Consider the following 19,947-nt stretch of genomic DNA (forward strand, 5'->3'; position numbering starts at 1 on the left):
GGGGGTGTCCGTGACCGGAACCAACGACTCTGTCGGCAAGCGCGAGATCGTCTGCGCCATCGTTCTGGCATGCTGCGCGACGACGCTGCCCACCATGAGCATGGCTCAGGACTATAGCCGCGGTCGAAACGTGTCGGTCACCCAGCGTGAACGTCCCGAATACGACCCGATTGGCATACACGCCGGCGGCTTCACCCTGTTGCCGAAAGTCGAACTTTCCGGCCAAAGCATTTCAAATGCGTTCGATACGAGCAGTCATGAACAGTCGGACGCCGCGCTGATCTTCGCCCCTTCGGTCTTGGCGCGTTCCAATTGGGGACGGCACGCCATGCAGGTCCAAGCCAATTTGGCCTTCAGGCGCAACAAGGACTTCTCGGAAAACGATCAGACCGCCGGCAGCATACAGGCGCTCGGGCGCATCGATGTCTACGGCCAGTCCTACATCACCATTCTGGCCGACGCCGCCCGCGCCTATGACGAACGCTCGTCCTCGGGATTTCCGCGCAACGCCGCCGACCTGCCCAAATATGACGCCCTCGGCGTCGGCGTGCGGGGCGTCTACGAAAGCGGGCGCATCCGGACGTCCGGCGGAATCGAAACCCGATCCCTCGACTATGGCTTCATCAACAGCGTAAGCGGCCCGCGGCTTGACCTCAACGGCCGTGATGTGGGCATCACCAAACTGACCGGACGGGTGGAATACGGCGTCAATCCCGACGCCGCGGTCTTTACCGAGTTCGTCTACACGATTTCCAATTACGACCATTCGGGCGGCATCTACGGCCCCAGCCGGGACTCGAAGGAAGCGAGCGGTCTGATCGGGGCGAATTTCGACATCACCCGCCTGGCGCGCGGCGAAGTCGGATTCGGCTACATCAAGCGCGAATATGACTCGCCCAGCTACAACTCCATTCCCGGGGTGACGGCGCGCGCGAAGATCGAGTACCTGCCGACTCAATTGCTGACGCTGACGTTCGACGCCAAGCGCGCCGTGATCGACTCGGTCGACCTGACCTCCGGCGGGTTCTTCAGCACCAGCGCGGGCGTGATGGCGGACTACGAACTACGACGAAATCTCCTCGTCAATGCGAAGGTCGGCTACACCAAGGAAGACTATCGAGGGATCGACCGGAGCGATGAGATCACCGAGATCGGCGTCGGCGGGCGTTATCTGGTCAACCGAACGGTTTCAATCGAAGCAAAGATCAGTCGCTATGACCGCGAGTCTTCTGGTGCGAACGCCTACCGATCCTTCACCGGCACGGACGCGCTTCTCACACTCGTCCTTAAGAGATAGCGGGCTACCTACGACCGACATCTATGATCGGTTCCAAACTAGGGATCGATTCAGTCGTGGGGCGTAGCTGAAGTGACAAGCGCAAATTCCGGTTCGGCGTCCGGCGCGATCAATCTTGCCGATTTTGTCGAGATATTTCAGCGTCGGATCAAGTTGTTCGGCGTGATCACCGGCGCCTTGACCGCACTGGCGATCATCGCCTCGCTGCTGGCGACCCCGCAATATACGGCGACGGCGAACCTGAAGCTCGACCCGAACAAGCGCTCGATCATCGACACCCCGGTGAGCGCGGGCGCCACGCCGGCCGACAACCCGTTCATCGAGACCGAGATCCAGGTCGCGCGCTCGCGCAAGGTGGCCCTGGCCACCATAACGGCGTTGAACCTGTCCAAGGACAGTGAGTTCGGCGCGGCCGAAGCGGGCGGACTGAAGCAGAGCCTGGCCCGCATGCTCGGGGCCCAGCCCGCCAAACTGAGTCCGGCTGAGGCCGATGACGCCGTTGCAACGGAATTCATGTCGCGCCTGAACGTGTCGCGTGACGGGCTCAGCTACATCATCCATGTCGATTTCACGTCCCGGAACCCTCAGAAGGCGGCGCTGATCGCCAATATGGTCGCCAAGCAATACATGCTGGCCAGCACGACCATGCGATCGGACGCGCTGCGCCTTCAGGCCCAGACGCTCGAGACCGGACTGTCCAAACTGGGCGCGGAAGCCCGCAACGCATCGGCCCAGGCCGCCGCCTACCGCGCCAATTCCGGCCTGGCCAGCGCCGCTAACGGCACCGTGACGCAACAGCAGGCCTCCGGTATCGCCGCCCAGCTGAGCGACGTTCAGGCCGAGCGGGCCACCGCCATGGCCAATCTCGCCGAAGCCAAGGCGCAGCTCAATCGCGGCGATCTGGACAGCGTCGCGGCCGTGCTCAGCTCACCGGGCGTTCAGGATCTGCGCCGCCTGCGGGCCGAACTTCTACGCCAGCAGGCCGAGATCAGCACGCGCTATGGGCCACGCCACCCCGAGTGGCTGCGCATCCAGCAACAGCTTAACGGAGTCGATGCCCAGCTAAAGGTGGAAAGCGAGCGCGTGGTCGCGGGTCTGGAAGCGACCGCACGGGCCGCCGACGCCAAGGTCGCCGCCCTCTCGGGAACCCTGAACGGCCTGCAGGGCCAGCTGGCCGCCAGCAGCCGCGCCGAAGCGGTGGCCCAGGGGCTCGATCGCGAAGCCGAGGCCAAGCAGAACGTCTATAACCAGTTCAACATGGCGCAGCAGCAGGCCAGCCAACAGACCAATGTCGACGAAACCCGCGCCGTCCTGGTGTCGGAGGCGACGACGCCGGAATCGCCCAGCTTCCCGAACAAGCCCCTGTTCGCCCTGATGGGGCTTTTTGTCGGCTGCGCGGCCGGCGCGGCGGGGGTGTTTGTGGCCGAGAGCCTGGAGTCGACAATTCGATCGACTTCGGACGTGACCCGATATCTGGGCCTGACGACCGTCGCCGTCGTGCCGGCGCTGGCGCGGTCGGCGCTGCGCATCGCCGGGAAAGGCACCTCGCCGGAATCCTATGTGGTCAAGCGGCCAATGTCCGGCTTCGCGGAAGCTTTCCGCAACATCCGCAGCGCCTTGATGCTGCCGGAGGCGGACCGGGCCGCCAAGGTCATCGCCGTATCATCGGCCCTTCCCGGCGAAGGCAAGACGACGGCCGCCGCCGCCTTCGGCCGCGTGCTCGGCATGAGCGGCGCTCAGGTGGTCATCGTCGACTGCGATCTGCGCCGCAGTTCGTTGGCCGATCGCCTCGGAGCCGAAGGCCGCGGCCCTGGGCTGACACAACTGCTGACCGGCCACGCGACCTTGGATGAAACCCTGCGGCCTGATGCGGTGTCGGGCGTCTTCATCCTTCCGACCGCTTCGACGGAGTTCATTCCACAGGATCTCTTCAGCGGTTCGCGCGCTCGAGACCTGCTGGAGGAGCTCAAGAGCCGCTTCGACTATGTCATCCTCGATTCACCGCCGGTGCTCGCGGTCGCCGAGGCGCGCGCGATCGCGGTTCTGGCGGACCGGGTCATCCTGGTGACGCAGTGGGCGAAAACGCCCCGCGCCGCGGTGATCGCGGCCGTCGACCATCTGCGTCACGACGGCGCCGATCTGGCGGGCGTCGTGCTCAATCGCGTGGACGTTTCGGGGCACAGCCTGTCCAAGCGAGACTACGCCTACTACTATTCCGACAATAAACGCTATTACAGTGAGTGATCGGGCCAGGGCCCATGTTGGCCCCGGCGTCGTCGTGGCCCTATTGGGCCTTGCCCTGGCCTATTCGAGCTGGATCGCGGTTCAGGAGTTTCGAGCCCAGGCCATCGATGTGGCGGCGGCGGCGCTGCCGGAACGGCCGCAATCCGACCAGGGATTTTTGGCCATCGCGGCGGGATGCGGCGAGGCCTGTCCGCCCCGGGGCCACCGCGCCGCCGCGGCCGGCTTGCTGAAAGTCGCCCGGACCAGCCTGCAGGCCCATGAGGTCTACGACCTGGCCGCCGGGCACGCCCGACACGCCCTGGCCAGGGAACCTCTGTCGGCGGACGGCTGGGCCTTGCTGGCCGCGGCCCAAGCCGGCGCAGGGGATCAGTTCACCCCGCAGGTCGGAACGGACCTGGAGCAGAGCTATCATGCGGCGCGGCGATCCCGAACGGCTGCAGCCTGGCGGATCCTGTTCTGCGCCCGGCACTGGACGGTTCTGGACGCCGATCTGCGGCGGCAGGCGCTGACGGAGTTCGTCTGGCTGGCGGCGATCGATCGCCCCCAGGCCGAACGCCTGCTGTCGAGAATTCAAAATCCCGCCGCCAACCTGGCCTTTAGTCTCAGCCTCGATCCAGAACCATCAAGCTTGAGCGCATCTTGAGCGCGCTTTGCAAGTGATCGGAAAGCCTGAGGGCTAAGGCTAGAATTGTCAGCGTGGGATTGGCCTGGCCCGAGGTCGGAAAGACCGAGCCGCTGGCGATGAACAGGTTGTCGACGCCGTGCACCTTGCAGTCGGCGTCGACCACGCCGTCGCGCGGATCCGCCGACATGCGGGTGGTTCCCAGGTGATGGCCGCCGACGATCCCGGTCTTCGCCTTCACTTCAAGCGATTGGGGATCGAACATTAGGCGGCCGGTCCCGCTGGCCTCGAGCGTCGCGGCCAGGACGGCGTGAGCGCGCTCGAGGCTCTCGATATCCAGGGCGGAGGTGCGCCAGTCGACCTTGAGCCGCGGCATCCCCAGCGCGTCCTTGCCGTCCATCAGGGTGAGGCGGCTGTCGGGATTGGGCGCCTGCTCGGCGTGAAATTCCATCGGATAGCGATTCTGCGGCGAGCCGAGGACGACTGACGGCAGCTTGCGCGAGGCCAGATTGCGCTTCTGGACCCAATTCCAGCCGAAGCGCGCCAGTCGGACGGGATTGGTCACGATGTTCATCACGTGGCGGCCGCGATCGCTCCAGCTGACCTGGCGATCGGAGAATTTGCGGGCGTATTCATACAGGACCATGTCCTTGACCAAGAACATCGCCGACAGGATCGGGTCGCCATGATCGGGATCGCCGACGTCCGGAAGGTGGGTCCTAAAGGTGGTGTTCAGAATGTGCCGGGATCGCTGGGCGGCTTCAGTGATCCAGAGCCGACGGCGCAGATAGATTCCCGCCGCGTCCTGCTCGTAGTCCCAGGCGACGTCGCTCGGCGGACCCGAAAAGGTCGCGGTCGAAGCCGTCGCGCAAAGATGGCTCATATAGTAGCGGCCCAGCTGTCCCGAGCCGCCGCCGATCCCATGGGGCGCGACATCATTGGACGCCATCAGCAGCCGGGTGGTTTCGAGCCCGCCCATCGCAATGACGTAGGATCGCGCCCTGACTTCATGGATCTTACCGTCCGGTCCCGCCACGGTCAGGTGATCGACGCTCTTTCCGTCAGGTGTCAGGCGAATGGAAACGACCGCCGCCCGTGACGCCACGTGGGTGTCCGACGCGGCGCTGAGCGCCGGCCCGTAGCGTTCCCAGAAGTTCGTCGGCCGGCTGAAACGCTCGATCGTGGTTGCGATATCCTTGGCCTGAAGGCCCCGCACCAGGGCGTCGGGACGGCCGGGCAGGGCCGAAGCCGGATCGTGCGCATGGGCCCCGGCCTCGGCGGCCAGCAGCGCGGCCGGATAGTAGGGCTCCAGGGTGCCGCGATCGATGGGCCATCCGGAGTGGGGCAGCCAATCTCGCTTTTCGAAGTCGATTGCGTCCAAGGGGATGGCCCGCCCGCCCCAGATCCGGCTGGTGCCGCCCAGGGCGCGAACCCGATACTGATCGATCTTTGGGTGCAGCGCCGGATCGACGATCTCGCCTTGATAGGCCTGCTGGATCTGTTTGTTGGATTTTCCAGTTCCCGCCTCAAGCACCAGGATCTTCAGACCCTTGCCCATGAGATCGGCTGCGATCGTCAATCCCGCGGCTCCGCCGCCGACGATGCAAACGTCGTAATCCGAGTTCAATCCAAGATCGTTTATCGAGCCAATCATCAATCTAAACTTGTTCTCGCTGGACTGCTGCTGCTATTTCAATCTACCTCGACCGGCGCCTGCGATTGTGGCAGGAAGCCTTTCTCAATACGCTTAAGCTCATGATATGCGCGTAGCTCATTGTGGCGCCAATCCTTCGATCTAAAATTGATTAGCCCCGCGAAAGTCGGAACGCGCACATGCCGTCCTTTCTTTTCGTTCTAACCTTGATGGCAGGCTGCCTATTTCTGCATCCGTTCATATTCTACCCCCTTAGCCTGCGTCTCCTGAAACGGCAGCCGGTGATCCTCGACCCGACCGCGCCCCTGCCCAGCGCCACCCTGGTGTTCTGCGCCTTCAACGAAGAAGCCTCCCTGCCGTCGAAAGTGGAGAACCTGCGTCGAGCGCACGAGGTCGCGCCCGAACTGAAATTCCTGGCCTATGTCGACAAGTCCACTGACCGCACGCTCGACATCCTGAATGAGAACAGCGACCTGATCTCCGTCGTCGCCTCGCCGCGGCGAACTGGCAAGGCCGTGGGCATGCGGACCCTGGTCGAGCAAATCGATACCGACATCGTCATTTTCACCGACGCCAACGCGCTGCTGGATCCGAATTCAATCGACACCCTGCTGCGCTATTTCTCCGATCCGTCGATCGGGGGGGTCGCGGCGACACTGACCTATACAAACGCCAATGAAAGTCCTGTCGCTGGCGCCGGCACCGCCTACTGGCGGTTGGAGGAGTTCATCAAGCAGGGAGAGTCGCGGCGGGGCTCGACCATGGGAGCCGATGGCTCTCTGTTCGCTGTACGCCGCAAACTGTACCCGGTTGTGCCCGACCATCTGATGGACGACCTGATCGCCTCGATGGCCGTGGTCTTCGCCGGGTTCCGGCTCATCAGCGCCCCCGACGTCTCCGTCTACGAACGCTCGGCCACGTCGAGCGAGGACGAGTTCCGGCGCAAGCGTCGCATCGCCTGCCGGGCCTATTCGAGCCATCGGCATATCGCCGCATCGGTCGCGCGCCTGCCGTTGCTCGAACGCTACAAGTACGTCTCGCATCGGGTGCTGCGGTGGCTGAGCGGATTCAGCGGCGGCGCCTGCATGGTGTTCTCGGTTCTGTTCGTCATGTCGTTGCGGGGCCTGCTGGCCGGCATGATCCTGGCGGCGCTTCTGGCGGCGGCCTATTTTCTGGGCAGCCGACGACGGGTGCCGGTGGTCAGCCACGTGACCGAGATCGGGCGGGCGATTGCGGCAGCGACGCTGGGCGTCGTCGACAGCTGGCGCGGGCGGACCTATCAGACCTGGCAGCCGCCGATCAGCCGATAGCCATGGGCTCTATCTCCCCCGCATCACCAGGCCATCCAAGACGCCCATCGGCCAGTCGTTCCGCAGGTCCATCGCATCTCGCGGCGATCGGCTTGCTGGCGCTTGGACTGCTTGGCCAGCTCGTGATCCTGGGCGACAACACCCGCGTACTGGCCGCCCTCGGCGCAATGGTCAGCATAGGCTTGGGCCTGATAACCATTCTACTTCTCGGCCGATCCGTGCCGAGGGCCTTCTGGAAAATGCTGATGTGGCCGGCGATCCTATTCGCGCTGGCCTTGGCCATCACCGCTTACACCACTCTGCCGACCGCCCAGGTCTCGCCCCCGTGGCTGGCGGACATAACACAAGCGGCTCGGGCGTCGGGCGGTTCGCTGACGCCCGACGCCACCGCCCTGGAAATCTCCAAATGGCTGGGTCTCGCGGCCACCTTCGTCGCCGCGGCGGCGATCGGTTCGCAGCCGCGCGGCTTCGCGCGGTGCCTCGAAGCCCTGATCGTGATCGCCGTCGCCCAAGCCTTTTTGGGCCTGGTCCTCTACGGCATGGACCCGTTCACCGTCGCCGGGCTGGATAAGGGCGCCCATCGGTGGCGGTTCACCGGCACTTTTCTCAACGCCAACGCCGCCGGCTGTGTCTTTGCAATGTTCGCAACCATCGCCATGGCCATGGCCATGGCCAAATACCCGCCACGCAGGAACGCCGAAGGCGGCTTTCTTGCCAAACAGAGCGGCAAGATCTGGTCCAGCCTGGCCGCGCTGCTCCTCGCTGGCGCCTGCGCCTTGACGGGATCGCGGCTGGCGCTGGTCTTGCTCATTTTCGCCGCGATCATTCTGCTGATCCGCGGCGGCGCAGTTCCGCAAGCCCTGAAATCGGGCAAGCCCCTGACGCTTCTGATGGTGCTGCTGCCGATCCTGGCGATTGTTTTCGGCGTCCTGTTCGCCGGTCCGCGCGCGCTGAGCCGAATCGCCGATTTGGGCGTCAGCGCGGCCGCGCGCTTCGACACCCAGCGGCTGGTTGTCGATTTAATTCGGCAAGCGCCGATTTGGGGCTACGGCTTAGGGGCATTTGGTGACGTTTATCAGGCAAGACTGGGCGCTGACCACGCGGCGGACATGTGGAATCTGGGCGCGGCGCACAATGCGGCGCTGCAGATGATCCTGGAAGGCGGGCTCTTGTTCGCCGGCGCCATGACGGTCTGCTTGGGTTTGGTTTGGGTACGTGTAGTTAAAAATTGGCGAGCGGCGCCGGCGAATTCGGATATTAGGTTGGGCGTGGTGCTGGCAGTGTTGATCGTGGGTGTGACGTCGTTCTTCGACATTGTTCTTAGCGTGCCTGCGGCGGCTTCGCTCTTGGCCGCACTGTCAGGTCTGCTGTGGGGCGCCGTCGCCGAACAGCCCAATCAAGAAGGCGTTCGCGCATGAACTTGGCTAGTCTTATTTTGTATGGACTCGCGGCGCTGTTCCTTCTCGCGGCCCAGCATCCCTTTGTCACCTATAAGCAGAGTCTGCGCCTGTTTCGCCGTCGCGCGCTGATCGTCCCGGATCCGTCGCTCGCCCGACCTTCCCTGTCGGTGTGCATGTGCGCCTATCGCGAAGAGGCGGTCATCGCCATGCGTCTGGATAATCTCCTGACGATGACCGAGGCCTATGGCGGGGCCGAGGTGCTCGTCTATGTGGATGGCTCCGACGACCGCACGGCGGAAATCGCGTTGAGCTACGAACCGCGCATCAGGGTGGTGAACTCGCCGGTGCGCACCGGAAAGACTGCGGGGATGAAACGCCTGGTGGCCGCGGCCAAGGGCGAGCTGATCGCTTGCACCGACGCCAACGTCCTGGGCGAACCTGATGCGCTCATCAAGCTGGCGCAGCATTTCCAGGATCCCGCCATCGGCTGCGTCTCGGCCAAGCTGGCCTATGTGAACCGCCAGACCACCCAGACGGCCAACAGCGGCGCCATCTATTGGGAGGTCGAGGAAAATCTGAAGCGCATAGAAAGCGAGACCGTCGGCCTGATCGGCGTCGACGGCGCGCTGTTCATGATCCGGGCCAAGGCCTACAGGGACACCCCCGACGAACTGATCGACGACCTTTATGTCTCGCTGAGCGTGCTCAAGCAGGGGCTTCGCGTGATCTCCGCTCCCGATGTCGTGGTGACCGAAAAGAGCGCCGAGGATTGGCGGGAAGAGTTCCGGCGCAAGCGCCGCATTTCCTGCCAGGGCATGATGCTCCACCTGCGAACCTGGTCGCAATGGCGGACGCTGCCGTTTGCTCAGGCCTACGGTTATGTTTCGCACCGGCTCCTGAAATGGCTGATCCCGTTCACCTGCTCGCTGGGCGGACTTTTTCTGGTCCTGGGCTTGGCGGTCCAGTTCGGGTTTCTGCGGATGGTGCTGGCGATCGCCGCGTGCGGCCTGGCCTTGCTTGTCCTTGCCCTGGCGAAGTTCCGTCCGGCCCGCCTGCTGACGATCTACCTCGCCATGCTGGCGGCCGTCGGGACCGGCGTCATCGAGGCGCTGTTCTTTAAGCGGACCTACCAGACCTGGGCGCCAGCGGCGTCCGTTCGCGACTAAAGCATCGCGCGGAACCCCGTTAAGGCGCGATCGACTTGTCGGCGCGGGCACGACTCGCCATCAATACGCGGCGAGCCGTGACCCGCGGTTCGGTCAGCGCGCATTAAGATCAGGGATCTCCTGAACTTCCGCGCCGTTCAGGCTGACGCGAATGAGCGAGCGCTGTCCGCCGGTCAGGCGAAGGCAGGTCAAGACGCCCGTGGCGTAGGCGCCGGTGTCGACACCGATCCGACTGTCGGAAACGAACGGCTTCATGCTGGTCGAGTGACCGTGGACGATCACCTTGTCCAAGCCGAGCCGCTTTTCACGCAGGAATTTCTCCCGGATCCAGAGCATGTCCTCCGGCGTCTGCTCATCAAGGCCTCGCCCCGGTCGCACGCCGGCGTGAACGAAGAAATAGTCGCCGGCGACAGCGCAATAAGGAAGCGACTGCAGGAACTTCAAATGCGCCTCGGGGACGGCCTGGGCCATGGCTTCCCGCAATGCGGCCCAGTCGCCGACCTTCTGCGTCCGGTCGCGCAGCACATTGTAGGAGGCAAGCGTCGCCGCTCCCCCAAGCGAAAGCCAACCCTTGTTGCGTTCGGGATCGTTCAGGAAATCGAGCGCCATCTGCTCGTGATTGCCGCGAAGCGGAAAGCTGCGGATCCAGGTCTCGCTTTGCAGGTCGATCAAGGCCTGCACGACGCCGGCCGAGTTGGGGCCCCGATCGACATAGTCGCCGAGCGGAATAAACACGCCAGGCTTGTTCGTCGCGGCGAGATCGGCCTTCAGCGCTTTGATCAGCCTCTCGAGAAGGTCGAGACGTCCATGAATGTCGCCTACGGCATAGATGACTTGATCATCGGGAACCTGGGGCTGAGGCAGACTTTTACGGCTAAACAAGTGGCTGTTTCCGATCGATCGCGCGCGTGCCATCCGCGAATATCGCGCGATGGTATGCAGCGTCTAGCATCATAGCAGGAGGGCGCTATGAAGGCAGGGTATGTTCTGTTCTTCGGCCGTGCCCGGAGAACCATGGACCGATCGACCAAGGAAGGGACGCTGGATGCAGGATGAGGCGCGCGACCATGCCAAGACCTCCGGGCGCGATCGGACCGGGCAGCGAAGCGCCCCCAATGAGAAGATCATATATGGGTTTTTCGTCGCCCAGACCTTCGCTCTGGTGTTTCTGCAGAAGCTTTCCATCAATTTCCAGAGCGGGTCTATCGAACTTCCATTCTTCATTATGTATATTGGATTGGCAGTTCTGGCGTTCAACAAGACCTTAGTTTTCGACAGAACACGACTGATTCTCTACGGCGTCTTTTCGACACTGGCCGTCCTGAGTGCGCTGATCAGCAGAACGGACTTCAAAGTCGTCAGCCTGTTTCTGGCGCTGCTGATCTATACCCCCATGACCGTCAAGCTGAAGATCAGCGACAAGCTCTACGGCAAATGTATCGAGATGTTCCAGTGGTTCATGGTGGTGATCTGCGCCGTCGTGCTGATCGAGCATGTCGTACAGCTCCTGGCCAGTTCCAAGGCCGTTCCCAACATGGAAAAGCTGCTCCCGGCCTCCATGCTGTTTCCCGGCTACACCTATCTGCGTCCGATGGAATGGGCGTCCAAGATGATCAAGCCGAACGGCTTCTTCATGCTGGAAGTTTCGATCGTCTCCCAATTCCTCGCCCTGGCGATCATCCTTGAGCTGCTCTATGCGCAGAAGGCCTGGCGGCTGGTGCTGTTTTCGGTCGTACTGCTGTCGACTTTCGCGGGAACCGGGCCGCTCATGCTCCTGATCATCCTGCCCTTCATGTTCTTCAAGACTTCGCCAAGAGTCGTGGCTGGATGCGTTCTCGCTGCGCTGGCGGTGGTCATTTTCTCTGTCCAGACCGGCTGGCTAGACACCCTGCTCAAGAGAGCTGATGAGTACCAGACCTATGGCCAAAGCTCCTATCATCGGTTCGTCGAACCGTTGCTGAAGCTGGAAGAATTCTCCCGCAGCGAGAACAATTTATTCTACGGAGAGGGTCCGGGGAACATCTACAACGCCAAGAACATCGTCTGGTGGCCGATCACCAAGGTGGCCGTGGAATACGGCTTCATCGTCGCCGCCGCGTTCTACGCCTTTGTCGGCTATGCAATGTTCAAGCGGCCGCCGGATCGACGCGTGGCCCTGGCCTGTTTCATTTCCTACAACCTGCTCAACGGCAGCTTCGCCGTGCCCTTGAACGTGTTCCTGTGCGTGATGTTCTGCACGATTTTCGAAGTGGAAAAGAAACGGACTCGGTCAAGACGTCGCAGGAGCGCCTGGTCCATGCAAAACCCCGCCTCAGAGACCGCCGATGTTCGGCCGGTAGAGTTGGGGTAAATTTCCAATTTACGGCGTTGCTTCACGCGCAATTTACGGCGGCGGAATATAGCTGGGCCGTAAACATGCGGAGAAGCTCGTGTCCACTCATGCTCGTGCGTCCATTGAGGATTCCCAGCTCGCGCCCATGGCGTTCGACGCGCAGCGCGACGCCCATCCCGTTGCGCTCGCTGGCGACAATGCAGTGGACTCGCCATCCCCGGCGGCCGCGCTCCAGCGCCGCCTGATCGTCGAGTTCGACCGGTCCGAACGGATTTCCGGCCGCTGGTCGCCGCGCCGTACAGCGGCGTTTATCGTCGGCTTCAACGGCGTCTTCTGGGTGGCGGCCGCCCTCGTCTTTCTGCTGCACGCCTAGAGCAGGCCGCGCGCGCCGCTGGAATCGCCCCGGCGCGCCTGGGCTTCCCGCGGCCGCGCGGCTTCCGCGAAAGTCTAGGCTTCACGCGATCTTTCTCAAAAACCTCATAGCTACGCTTCTCGCGCGCCATGGTTAAGCTTATGGCGCGCGTTTTTGTGATTTGCGATCAGAATATGTCCATTGATGCTCAATATTGTCGCATACATCGGCGTCAAAGTGTCGCAGATATACTTATAATAGAAAACGGCGTTATTTGAGATAATCAAAATTAGTCAGATATTATTCAACTGGGGAAAGGATTGATTCAAATTTGTCGGCTATGGTGCTCCCAGGGATTTCGGACGGAGTATCCACATGGCAGGCTTGGGCGTTTACGTCGGCAATGATGCCGTCAGCGTTGATAACTTTGAAAATTGGCTCGGAACGTCGGTCGACTTCGTCGCCGCCCATACGGGACAGGCGAACTGGTCGGACTGGAACAGCAGCATTTCCTGGCTGGCGGGTCAGTTTAAGGACGTCCCCGCGACGCTGACCTGGTCGCTTCCGATGTTCGCCGACGGCGGCAGCCTCGCGGCCGGCGCCAAGGGAGACTATAATTCCAACTATCTGGCCGCGGCCAAGACGCTGGCGAGCACCTACAGCGGCCAAGACAAGATCTACGTACGCGTCGGTGAGGAATTCAACGGCACCTGGATGACCTGGGCGGCCGCCGGCAAGGAGGCTGATTTCATCGCCACCTACCGGAACATCGTCGATACGTTCAGATCGGTATCCGACAAGTTCGTCTTCGAATGGAACGTCAACGTCGGCGACTACGGGATGAATCCGGCCGACGCCTATCCCGGCGACAATTACGTCGATATCGTCGGCATGGACTTTTACTACAACACGGCCTGGGACAACAAAGATCCGGTCCAAGCCTGGAACTACATGGTGTCGCGGACCTATGGTCTGCAGTGGCTGGAAGACTTCGCCGCGGCGCATGGCAAGCCCACCGCCTATAGCGAATGGGGCATCAACTCCGATACAGCAGGGCCATATATACAGAAGGCCCACGAGTGGTTTGAAAGCCACAACGTCGTCTACCAGCAGTACTGGGACTCCAACGCCGCCTTCGCCGGCCTGTTGAACGGCGGAGACTATCCCAACGCCGCCGCGGCGTTCCAGGACGCTTTCGGCGTTGATCCCTCGGCGCCGCAAGCGCCGCAGGCGCCGCAGACGCCGCTGACCTATTCGGTGGTGGACGGGGTCTACACCCTGTCGGACGGCGTGGCGGACCTGGCGCTCAGCGAGAGCGACGGCCTGAGCATGGCCGGCAACGCCTTGGACAACGTGCTGACGGGCAATGCCGGCGACAACCTGATCGACGGCAAAGCCGGCGCTGACAGGATGATCGGCGGCCTCGGCAACGACACCTACATCGTCGACAACATCGGCGACGTGGTGGTCGAGAACGCCGGCGAGGGGACCGATACGGTCCGCGCCTCGGTCAGCTACACCCTGAGCGCCAATGTCGAGAACCTCGAGCTGCTGACCGGCGCCCTGACGGGCACGGGCAACGACCTGGCCAACACGATCACCGGCAACGCCGCCGATAACCTGCTGTACGGCATGGCCGGGGCCGACACGCTGTTCGGCGCCGGGGGCAACGACACCCTGGACGGCGGCCTTGGCGCCGACCGGATGACCGGCGGCCTCGGCAACGACATCTATTATGTCGACAACGCCGGCGACGTGGTGGTCGAGAACGCCGGCGAAGGCATCGACACGGTCCGCGCCTCGGTGGACCACGTCCTGGCGGCCAATGTCGAAAATCTGGAACTGCTGACCGGCGCCTTGAAGGGAACCGGGAACGAACTGGCCAACACCATAACCGGCAATGCGGCGGACAACCTGCTGTATGGCATGGGCGGCGCCGACATCCTCAACGGCGGCGCGGGCAACGACACGCTCGACGGCGGCGCGGGGATCGACAGGATGGTCGGCGGCACGGGCAACGACATCTACTATGTCGACAACGTCAGCGACCTGGTCGTCGAGAACGCCAATGAGGGGACCGACATCGTGCGGTCCAACGTGACCTACACCCTGTCGGCCAATGTCGAGCACCTGGAAATGCTGGCGGGCGCCGTGGCCGGCTACGGCAACGACCTGGCCAATACGATCACCGGCAACGCCGGCGACAATCTGATCGACGGCAAGGCCGGCGCTGACAGGATGATCGGCGGCCTGGGCAACGACATCTATTATGTCGACAACCAGGGCGACGCCGTGGTCGAAGCCGCCAACGGCGGCGTCGACACCGTTCGATCGGGCATCACCTATACCCTGGGCGCCAATGTCGAGAACCTTGAGCTGCTTTGGGCCGGCTCATCCTGGGGCACGGGCAACGAGCTGAACAACGTCATTACCGGCAACGCTGGCGCCAACACGCTGAACGGCATGGCCGGCAATGACACCCTGATCGGCGGCGCCGGCAACGACACCCTGATCGGCGGCTCCGGCGCCGATACCCTGATCGGCGGCGACGGGGCGGACACCTTTGTCTTCGCCAGCGTCGGCGACTCGGTGCTTGGCAAGGCCGACCTGATCACCGACCTGTCGAACGACGACTATATCGATCTGCGCCAGATCGACGCCAGCACGAAGGTGACCGGCGATCAGGCCTTCCATATGGTGGCCGCCTTCACCGGCGCCGCCGCGGAATCGACGCTTCAGTATGACGCGAGCCACAACCAGACGGTCCTGAGCCTGGACGTCAACGGCGATAAGGTCGCCGACTCCGTGCTCTACATGACTGGAAACCACCTGGATTTCAGCCACTGGCTCTGGTGACGGCAAAAGGAGGGAGCCTCGGCGAGGCTCCCTCGACCGCTTCCTCGGCTGCGCCAAGAACGGGCGGTTGATCGAAAGATGATCACGCCGCGAACGGCGACCTTCCGTCTCGCCGGCGCGCACGGGTTGCCGAGACGCAACGGGCGAGCCCCGCGATCAACGGGGTCGCGACAGCCGCGCCGTCAGTAGGCGTTGGGATCGCGCAGGACGAGGGGAATGGTGCGCAGCAGGATCATCAGATCCAGCCCCAACGACCAGCGATCAATATACTGATTGTCGGATGCGACCCGCTTTTCCATGCACTCCAGGGTGTGGATCTCGCCACGATGGCCCTCGATCTGCGCCAAGCCGGTCAGGCCCGGGCGAGCGCGGAAGCGCTGGTCGTAACCAGGAACCAGCAGCGCATAGCGTTGGTCGTGCGACAGCGCATGCGGGCGCGGCCCGATCAGCGACATGTCGCCCTTGAGCACGTTGAGCAGCTGCGGCAGTTCGTCGACGCTGGTCTTACGAAGCAATCCGCCGACCCGCGTGATCCGATCATCCTTCTTGGAGGCGTGCTTGATGTCCTCGCCATCTTCCTGAACCCGCATGCTGCGCAGTTTGAAGATCAGGAACACCCGGCCGTTGAGGCCGGTGCGGCGTTGCCGAAAAAACACGGGTCCGCGGCTGTCGAGCTTGATCGCCAGCGCGGCGCACAACAGGATCGGCAGGAAGAAGATCAGCGCCAGGCTCGACAGCAGAATATCGACCGCCCGCTTTCCAGCGCTACGCGCCACTGGATAGACGCGGACAGCGCCGATCTCGGATGTCGAAATCGTCTGCAGTGTCGAGGTGGTCACGGCATCGAATGACACGCTACGCCTCCGGTTCAATGACATTGCTCGCACCATGCATGGCTTCGGTAACAGAAATTCCGGCGCGGGCAATACGGCTCACGCTTTCGACGAATCATGGACCCAGCACTTGCGTGATCCATGGGCAGACAAAATGACCGCATGATGGTGAAAGACGCGCAGCGAGGGCGCCATCACTCCCAATACAGTCAAGCTCGACGAACGCAATCGCCCGCTTTTCTCGGCCGCTTCCAATATCGCCGCCTCGGAAGCGTACATTTTCATGCCGATAATCAGCGATCCACACCGTGTTTATATGAATTTTCCAAATCCATCAGCCCAAAGCCGTGCCATGTGGCCGCCGCTGGGTTAGAACCCGCCGCGAAGCTCAAGGCTGACGAGGAAATTTCATGCGCGTAGCGATGATCGGCACGGGTTATGTGGGTCTGGTGTCGGGGGCGTGTTTCGCCGATTTTGGTCACGTGGTGACATGCATCGACAAGGACCCTGGCAAGATCGAGCGCCTTGAGCGGGGCGAGATCCCGATCTTCGAGCCGGGCCTGGACGATCTGGTCGCCCGCAACGTGCGCGAAGGCCGGCTGTTCTTCACCCTGGAGGGCGCCCAGGCGATCAAGGAGGCCGACGCGGTGTTCATCGCCGTGGGCACTCCGACCCGGCGCGGCGACGGCCATGCCGACCTCAGCTATGTCTACGCCGCCGCCGAGGAGATCGCCGGCCTGATCGACGGCTTCACCGTGGTGGTCACCAAGTCGACCGTGCCGGTCGGCACCGGCGACGAGGTCGAGGCGATCATCAAGAAGGTCCGTCCCGACGCCCAGTTCGCGGTGGTTTCCAATCCCGAATTCCTGCGCGAAGGCGCGGCGATCGAGGACTTCAAGCGTCCCGACCGGGTCGTGGTCGGAGCCGAGGACGAACGGGCCCAGGCGGTGATGCGCGAGCTCTATCGTCCCCTGTCGCTGAACGAGACGCCGATCGTCTTCACCGGCCGGCGGACCAGCGAGCTGATCAAATATGCGGCCAACGCCTTCCTGGCCATGAAGATCACCTTCATCAACGAGATGGCCGACCTGTGCGAAAAGGTCGGGGCCGACGTCCAGCAGGTGGCGCGCGGCATCGGCCTGGACAAGCGGATCGGCGCCAAGTTCCTCAACGCCGGCCCCGGCTATGGCGGCTCGTGCTTCCCCAAGGACACCATCGCCCTGGTGCGCACCGCCCATGACTACGGCGCCCCCACCAGGCTGATCGAGACCACGGTGGCGGTCAACGACGCACGCAAGAAGGCGATGGCTCAGAAGGTCGCCGCGGCCTTGGGCCTGGAAAACCTGGCGGGCAAGACCGTCGGCGTGCTGGGCGTGACCTTCAAGCCCAATACCGACGATATGCGCGACGCCCCCAGCCTCGACATCCTGCCGGCCCTGCAGACCATGGGCGCCCACGTCCAGGCCTTCGACCCGGAAGGCCGCCACGAGGCCGAAAAGCTGCTGCCGGGCGTCGAATTCAAGACTGGTCCCTATGAGGCGGCCGACGGCGCCGACGTGCTGCTGATCCTCACCGAATGGGACCAGTTCCGAGCCCTCGATCTTGATCGGCTCAAGGACCTGCTCAAGGCTCCGGTCGTGGTCGACCTGCGCAACGTCTACAAGCCCGCCGAAATGGTCCGCTCCGGCTTCACCTACGCCTCCATCGGACGCGGCTGACCATGGGCCCGGTCATCGTCACCGGCGCCGCGGGCTTCGTGGGCATGCATGTGGCCGAGCGCCTGCTTGACCGCGGCGAGACAGTGATCGGCGTCGACGACTTCAACGGCTATTACGATCCGGCCCTGAAAGCCGCCCGGGCGACCCGTCTCGAGGGTCGCCCGGGCTTCACGATGGTCCGCATGGACATCGCCGACAATATGGCGCTGCTTGATCTGGTCAGGACCAGCAGCGCCAAGCGGATCGTCCACCTGGCCGCCCAGGCGGGGGTGCGCTACTCGATCGACAATCCCTTCGCCTATCAGCGCTCCAATCTCGCCGGCCACCTGTCGGTGCTGGAGGCGGCGCGACACAACGGCGTCGCCCACCTCGTCTACGCCTCGTCCAGTTCGGTCTACGGCGATCGTCCGCAGTCCCTGAGCGGGGGGGAGGCTGGTTTCCGGGAGACCGATCGGGTCGATGCGCCGGTCTCGCTGTATGCGGCGACCAAGCAGGCCAATGAGCTGATGAGCATCAGCTATGCGAAGCTGTACGGCTTCCCGATGTCTGGCCTGCGGTTCTTTACCGTCTACGGACCATGGGGCCGGCCGGACATGGCCTATTACGGCTTCACCCGGAAGATCCTCGCGGGGGAGCCGATCGAGGTCTATGGCGAAGGCCGGATGGCCCGCGACTTCACCTATATCGACGACATCGTCGACGGCGTCGTCGGGATCCTCGACCACCCGCCGAGCCCAGGCGGTCACGAGATCTATAATATCGGCGACAACGATCCCGTCGGGCTGATGGAGATGATCACCACCCTTGAGACCGCCCTCGGCCGCGACGCGATCAAGGTCATGCGGCCGATGCAGCCGGGCGACGTCACCGCCACCTATGCCGATATTTCCAAACTCAATGCGCTAACCGGCTACCGGCCGAAGGTGGCGCTGGCCGAGGGGCTCGGCAGGTTCGCCGATTGGTATCGCGCCTTCCATGCGGGTTAGCGCCGATCAGACCTGCTGACGCGCCGGCGTAGCCTGGAACCGATTGGATATGAGGCTGAACAGCAGCCAGACCGCGCAGGGCAACAGGACGACGGCCCAGGCCAGCACCAGGCCGGCCAGGCCGAAGATCGCCGCCACGCGTTGCACGATGTTGGGCTGCTCGACCTTTCCGGACAGCGACCGCGGATGGAGATTCAAGCTCATCGTCCCCCCAGAATGTCAGAGCGCGCCAAATCCGTTGCGCGAGCATATTCCGCGCGAGCTGCTTCCAAATCCTTACGAGATCCCGTCGGCCTGACAATCGCCCTGGCCAGGTCTCCCATCGCCACGCCCATCAAGTGCCATGGTTCTACACAGTAGCGCCTGAACAGCCTCTGCGGATCGATCATCAATCGAAACAGCCATTCCATGCCCACCTGCCCCATCCAGCGCGGCGAGGGCCGTTGGACGCCGGCCTCGTAGTCGAAGGCGCCGCCGACCGTAAAGGTCACGCATGGACCAAACTTGGCCTGGTTTTCGAGGACCCAGATTTCCTGGCGCGGCATGCCCATGCCGACCAAGACGATGTCGGGCTGATAGGCGCTGATCGCATCGACCACCGCCTGGTTTTCCGCCGAATGCTGCGAAACGTCGAAATAGCCATGGTGGACCCGGATCTGGGCGTCCGGCCAATCGGCCTGAATGCGTGCAGCCGCTTTCTCGCCGACGCCCGGGGCTCCGCCGACGAAGAACACCTTCCAACCTTCCTTGATCGCCCGCTCCCAAAAAGCGTCGCGCCAGTCGAGATAGGTGCAGCGATGGAAACGGCGGCTGGCCCGACCGACGATGCGGGCCCAGAAGATCAGCGGCACGGAATCGACCTCGATCAGGTCCGAGGTGCGGAAGAACTCGGCCAGCTTCTCGTCCTTGCGGATCAGATAGAGGCTGTGAAGGTTATGATTGGCCACGACCGCGCTTTCGCGCGCAGCGATCTTGCCGGCCACGAAATGGAAAACTTCCTCCGGCCGGACCAGGTCCATCGAGCCGCCAAGAACCTGCACCCGCTCCTCCGGACGCCGGTGCAGCCGGAAGTTTTGACGCACCTCTGGAGAGAAGGCGTCTCTCACTGGAAGAAACATCTGAACAGCGCTCCCGCAACTTGGAGCACATGTCTAAAACAATAGGTTTAGCTATTTGC

General features: G+C 63.1%; 16 protein-coding genes. 11 read left to right on the forward strand and 5 right to left on the reverse strand.

Annotation, left to right across the window (positions count from 1 at the left end; all coding sequences use genetic code 11):
- Window positions 1-10 precede the first annotated feature (10 nt).
- The 3 genes from ACIPQB_RS16690 to ACIPQB_RS16700 all read left to right on the forward strand — a co-directional run bounded on the left by ACIPQB_RS16690 (window position 11) and on the right by ACIPQB_RS16700 (window position 4,184).
- Window positions 11-1,297 carry an outer membrane beta-barrel protein gene (locus tag ACIPQB_RS16690; protein WP_446486379.1) on the forward strand — a complete coding sequence of 429 codons (1,287 nt, stop codon included), beginning with the start codon at window positions 11-13 and terminating at the stop codon, window positions 1,295-1,297.
- Between the two features lie 72 nt (window positions 1,298-1,369).
- Entirely contained in the window at window positions 1,370-3,541 is a 2,172-nt protein-coding gene (locus ACIPQB_RS16695) for a GumC family protein (protein WP_446486380.1), read from the forward strand.
- Complete coding sequence (locus tag ACIPQB_RS16700) at window positions 3,534-4,184, forward strand: hypothetical protein (RefSeq protein ID WP_446486381.1); 651 nt, start codon at window positions 3,534-3,536, stop codon at window positions 4,182-4,184. The genes ACIPQB_RS16695 and ACIPQB_RS16700 overlap by 8 nt, the downstream gene beginning before the upstream one ends.
- On the opposite strand, the gene ACIPQB_RS16705 is transcribed toward ACIPQB_RS16700, so the two are convergent.
- Window positions 4,144-5,817, reverse strand: coding sequence for a GMC oxidoreductase (locus ACIPQB_RS16705; protein ID WP_446486434.1), 1,674 nt, complete (start codon window positions 5,815-5,817; stop codon window positions 4,144-4,146). The genes ACIPQB_RS16700 and ACIPQB_RS16705 overlap by 41 nt on opposite strands.
- Before the next feature lie 179 nt (window positions 5,818-5,996).
- On the opposite strand from ACIPQB_RS16705, the gene ACIPQB_RS16710 reads away from it, so the two are divergent.
- From ACIPQB_RS16710 to ACIPQB_RS16720, 3 genes are all read left to right on the forward strand, one after another.
- On the forward strand, window positions 5,997-7,127 hold the full coding sequence (locus ACIPQB_RS16710) for a glycosyltransferase (RefSeq protein ID WP_446486382.1): 1,131 nt from the start codon (window positions 5,997-5,999) through the stop codon (window positions 7,125-7,127).
- A 92-nt stretch (window positions 7,128-7,219) separates the two neighbouring features.
- Window positions 7,220-8,545 carry an O-antigen ligase family protein gene (locus ACIPQB_RS16715; protein ID WP_446486383.1) on the forward strand — a complete coding sequence of 442 codons (1,326 nt, stop codon included), beginning with the start codon at window positions 7,220-7,222 and terminating at the stop codon, window positions 8,543-8,545.
- A complete protein-coding gene (locus ACIPQB_RS16720) occupies window positions 8,542-9,693 on the forward strand; it encodes a glycosyltransferase (protein WP_446486384.1) in 1,152 nt (383 codons plus the stop codon). The genes ACIPQB_RS16715 and ACIPQB_RS16720 overlap by 4 nt, the downstream gene beginning before the upstream one ends.
- Before the next feature lie 93 nt (window positions 9,694-9,786).
- Here ACIPQB_RS16720 and ACIPQB_RS16725 read toward each other — a convergent pair whose 3' ends face one another.
- The gene (locus tag ACIPQB_RS16725) at window positions 9,787-10,575 is read right to left on the reverse strand and encodes a metallophosphoesterase family protein (protein ID WP_446486385.1); all 789 of its coding nucleotides are present in this window, start codon (window positions 10,573-10,575) and stop codon (window positions 9,787-9,789) included.
- A 163-nt stretch (window positions 10,576-10,738) separates the two neighbouring features.
- Here ACIPQB_RS16725 and ACIPQB_RS16730 point away from each other — a divergent pair, with 163 nt between their 5' ends.
- The 3 genes from ACIPQB_RS16730 (at window position 10,739) to ACIPQB_RS16740 (ending at window position 15,233) form a co-directional block, all read left to right on the forward strand.
- The gene (locus ACIPQB_RS16730) at window positions 10,739-12,043 is read left to right on the forward strand and encodes a hypothetical protein (RefSeq protein WP_446486386.1); all 1,305 of its coding nucleotides are present in this window, start codon (window positions 10,739-10,741) and stop codon (window positions 12,041-12,043) included.
- Between the two features lie 127 nt (window positions 12,044-12,170).
- Window positions 12,171-12,398, forward strand: a complete 228-nt coding sequence (locus tag ACIPQB_RS16735; protein WP_446486387.1) for a hypothetical protein — start codon at window positions 12,171-12,173, stop codon at window positions 12,396-12,398.
- A gap of 354 nt (window positions 12,399-12,752) precedes the next feature.
- Window positions 12,753-15,233: a M10 family metallopeptidase C-terminal domain-containing protein gene (locus ACIPQB_RS16740; RefSeq protein ID WP_446486388.1), complete on the forward strand. Its 2,481-nt coding sequence runs from the start codon at window positions 12,753-12,755 to the stop codon at window positions 15,231-15,233.
- Between the two features lie 182 nt (window positions 15,234-15,415).
- Here ACIPQB_RS16740 and ACIPQB_RS16745 read toward each other — a convergent pair whose 3' ends face one another.
- Window positions 15,416-16,087: an exopolysaccharide biosynthesis polyprenyl glycosylphosphotransferase gene (locus ACIPQB_RS16745; protein ID WP_446486389.1), complete on the reverse strand. Its 672-nt coding sequence runs from the start codon at window positions 16,085-16,087 to the stop codon at window positions 15,416-15,418.
- Window positions 16,088-16,476: 389 nt separating this feature from the next.
- Here ACIPQB_RS16745 and ACIPQB_RS16750 point away from each other — a divergent pair, with 389 nt between their 5' ends.
- Both ACIPQB_RS16750 and ACIPQB_RS16755 read left to right on the forward strand, forming a co-directional pair.
- Window positions 16,477-17,784, forward strand: coding sequence for a UDP-glucose dehydrogenase family protein (locus ACIPQB_RS16750; protein WP_446486390.1), 1,308 nt, complete (start codon window positions 16,477-16,479; stop codon window positions 17,782-17,784).
- Window positions 17,785-17,786: 2 nt separating this feature from the next.
- Window positions 17,787-18,770 (forward strand): NAD-dependent epimerase/dehydratase family protein, encoded by a 984-nt coding sequence (locus ACIPQB_RS16755; RefSeq protein ID WP_446486391.1) that lies wholly within the window; start codon window positions 17,787-17,789, stop codon window positions 18,768-18,770.
- A gap of 6 nt (window positions 18,771-18,776) precedes the next feature.
- On the opposite strand, the gene ACIPQB_RS16760 is transcribed toward ACIPQB_RS16755, so the two are convergent.
- Both ACIPQB_RS16760 and ACIPQB_RS16765 read right to left on the reverse strand, forming a co-directional pair.
- Window positions 18,777-18,974 carry a hypothetical protein gene (locus tag ACIPQB_RS16760; protein WP_446486392.1) on the reverse strand — a complete coding sequence of 66 codons (198 nt, stop codon included), beginning with the start codon at window positions 18,972-18,974 and terminating at the stop codon, window positions 18,777-18,779.
- The gene (locus ACIPQB_RS16765) at window positions 18,971-19,888 is read right to left on the reverse strand and encodes a WecB/TagA/CpsF family glycosyltransferase (protein WP_446486393.1); all 918 of its coding nucleotides are present in this window, start codon (window positions 19,886-19,888) and stop codon (window positions 18,971-18,973) included. Before ACIPQB_RS16765 ends, ACIPQB_RS16760 begins: the two co-directional genes overlap by 4 nt.
- Window positions 19,889-19,947: the final 59 nt, after the last annotated feature.

This window comes from Caulobacter sp. LARHSG274, assembly GCF_052871235.1.

What these genes read in the sequence shown, in the direction of transcription:
- ACIPQB_RS16755 (WP_446486391.1), top strand. Translation starts at nt 17,787, where the DNA reads ATGGGCCCGGTCATCGTCACCGGCGCCGCGGGCTTCGTGGGCATGCAT.
- ACIPQB_RS16730 (WP_446486386.1), top strand. Translation starts at nt 10,739, where the DNA reads ATGCAGGATGAGGCGCGCGACCATGCCAAGACCTCCGGGCGCGATCGG.
- ACIPQB_RS16760 (WP_446486392.1), bottom strand. Translation starts at nt 18,974, where the DNA reads ATGAGCTTGAATCTCCATCCGCGGTCGCTGTCCGGAAAGGTCGAGCAG.
- ACIPQB_RS16765 (WP_446486393.1), bottom strand. Translation starts at nt 19,888, where the DNA reads ATGTTTCTTCCAGTGAGAGACGCCTTCTCTCCAGAGGTGCGTCAAAAC.
- ACIPQB_RS16720 (WP_446486384.1), top strand. Translation starts at nt 8,542, where the DNA reads ATGAACTTGGCTAGTCTTATTTTGTATGGACTCGCGGCGCTGTTCCTT.
- ACIPQB_RS16750 (WP_446486390.1), top strand. Translation starts at nt 16,477, where the DNA reads ATGCGCGTAGCGATGATCGGCACGGGTTATGTGGGTCTGGTGTCGGGG.
- ACIPQB_RS16740 (WP_446486388.1), top strand. Translation starts at nt 12,753, where the DNA reads ATGGCAGGCTTGGGCGTTTACGTCGGCAATGATGCCGTCAGCGTTGAT.
- ACIPQB_RS16705 (WP_446486434.1), bottom strand. Translation starts at nt 5,817, where the DNA reads ATGATTGGCTCGATAAACGATCTTGGATTGAACTCGGATTACGACGTT.
- ACIPQB_RS16710 (WP_446486382.1), top strand. Translation starts at nt 5,997, where the DNA reads ATGCCGTCCTTTCTTTTCGTTCTAACCTTGATGGCAGGCTGCCTATTT.
- ACIPQB_RS16735 (WP_446486387.1), top strand. Translation starts at nt 12,171, where the DNA reads ATGGCGTTCGACGCGCAGCGCGACGCCCATCCCGTTGCGCTCGCTGGC.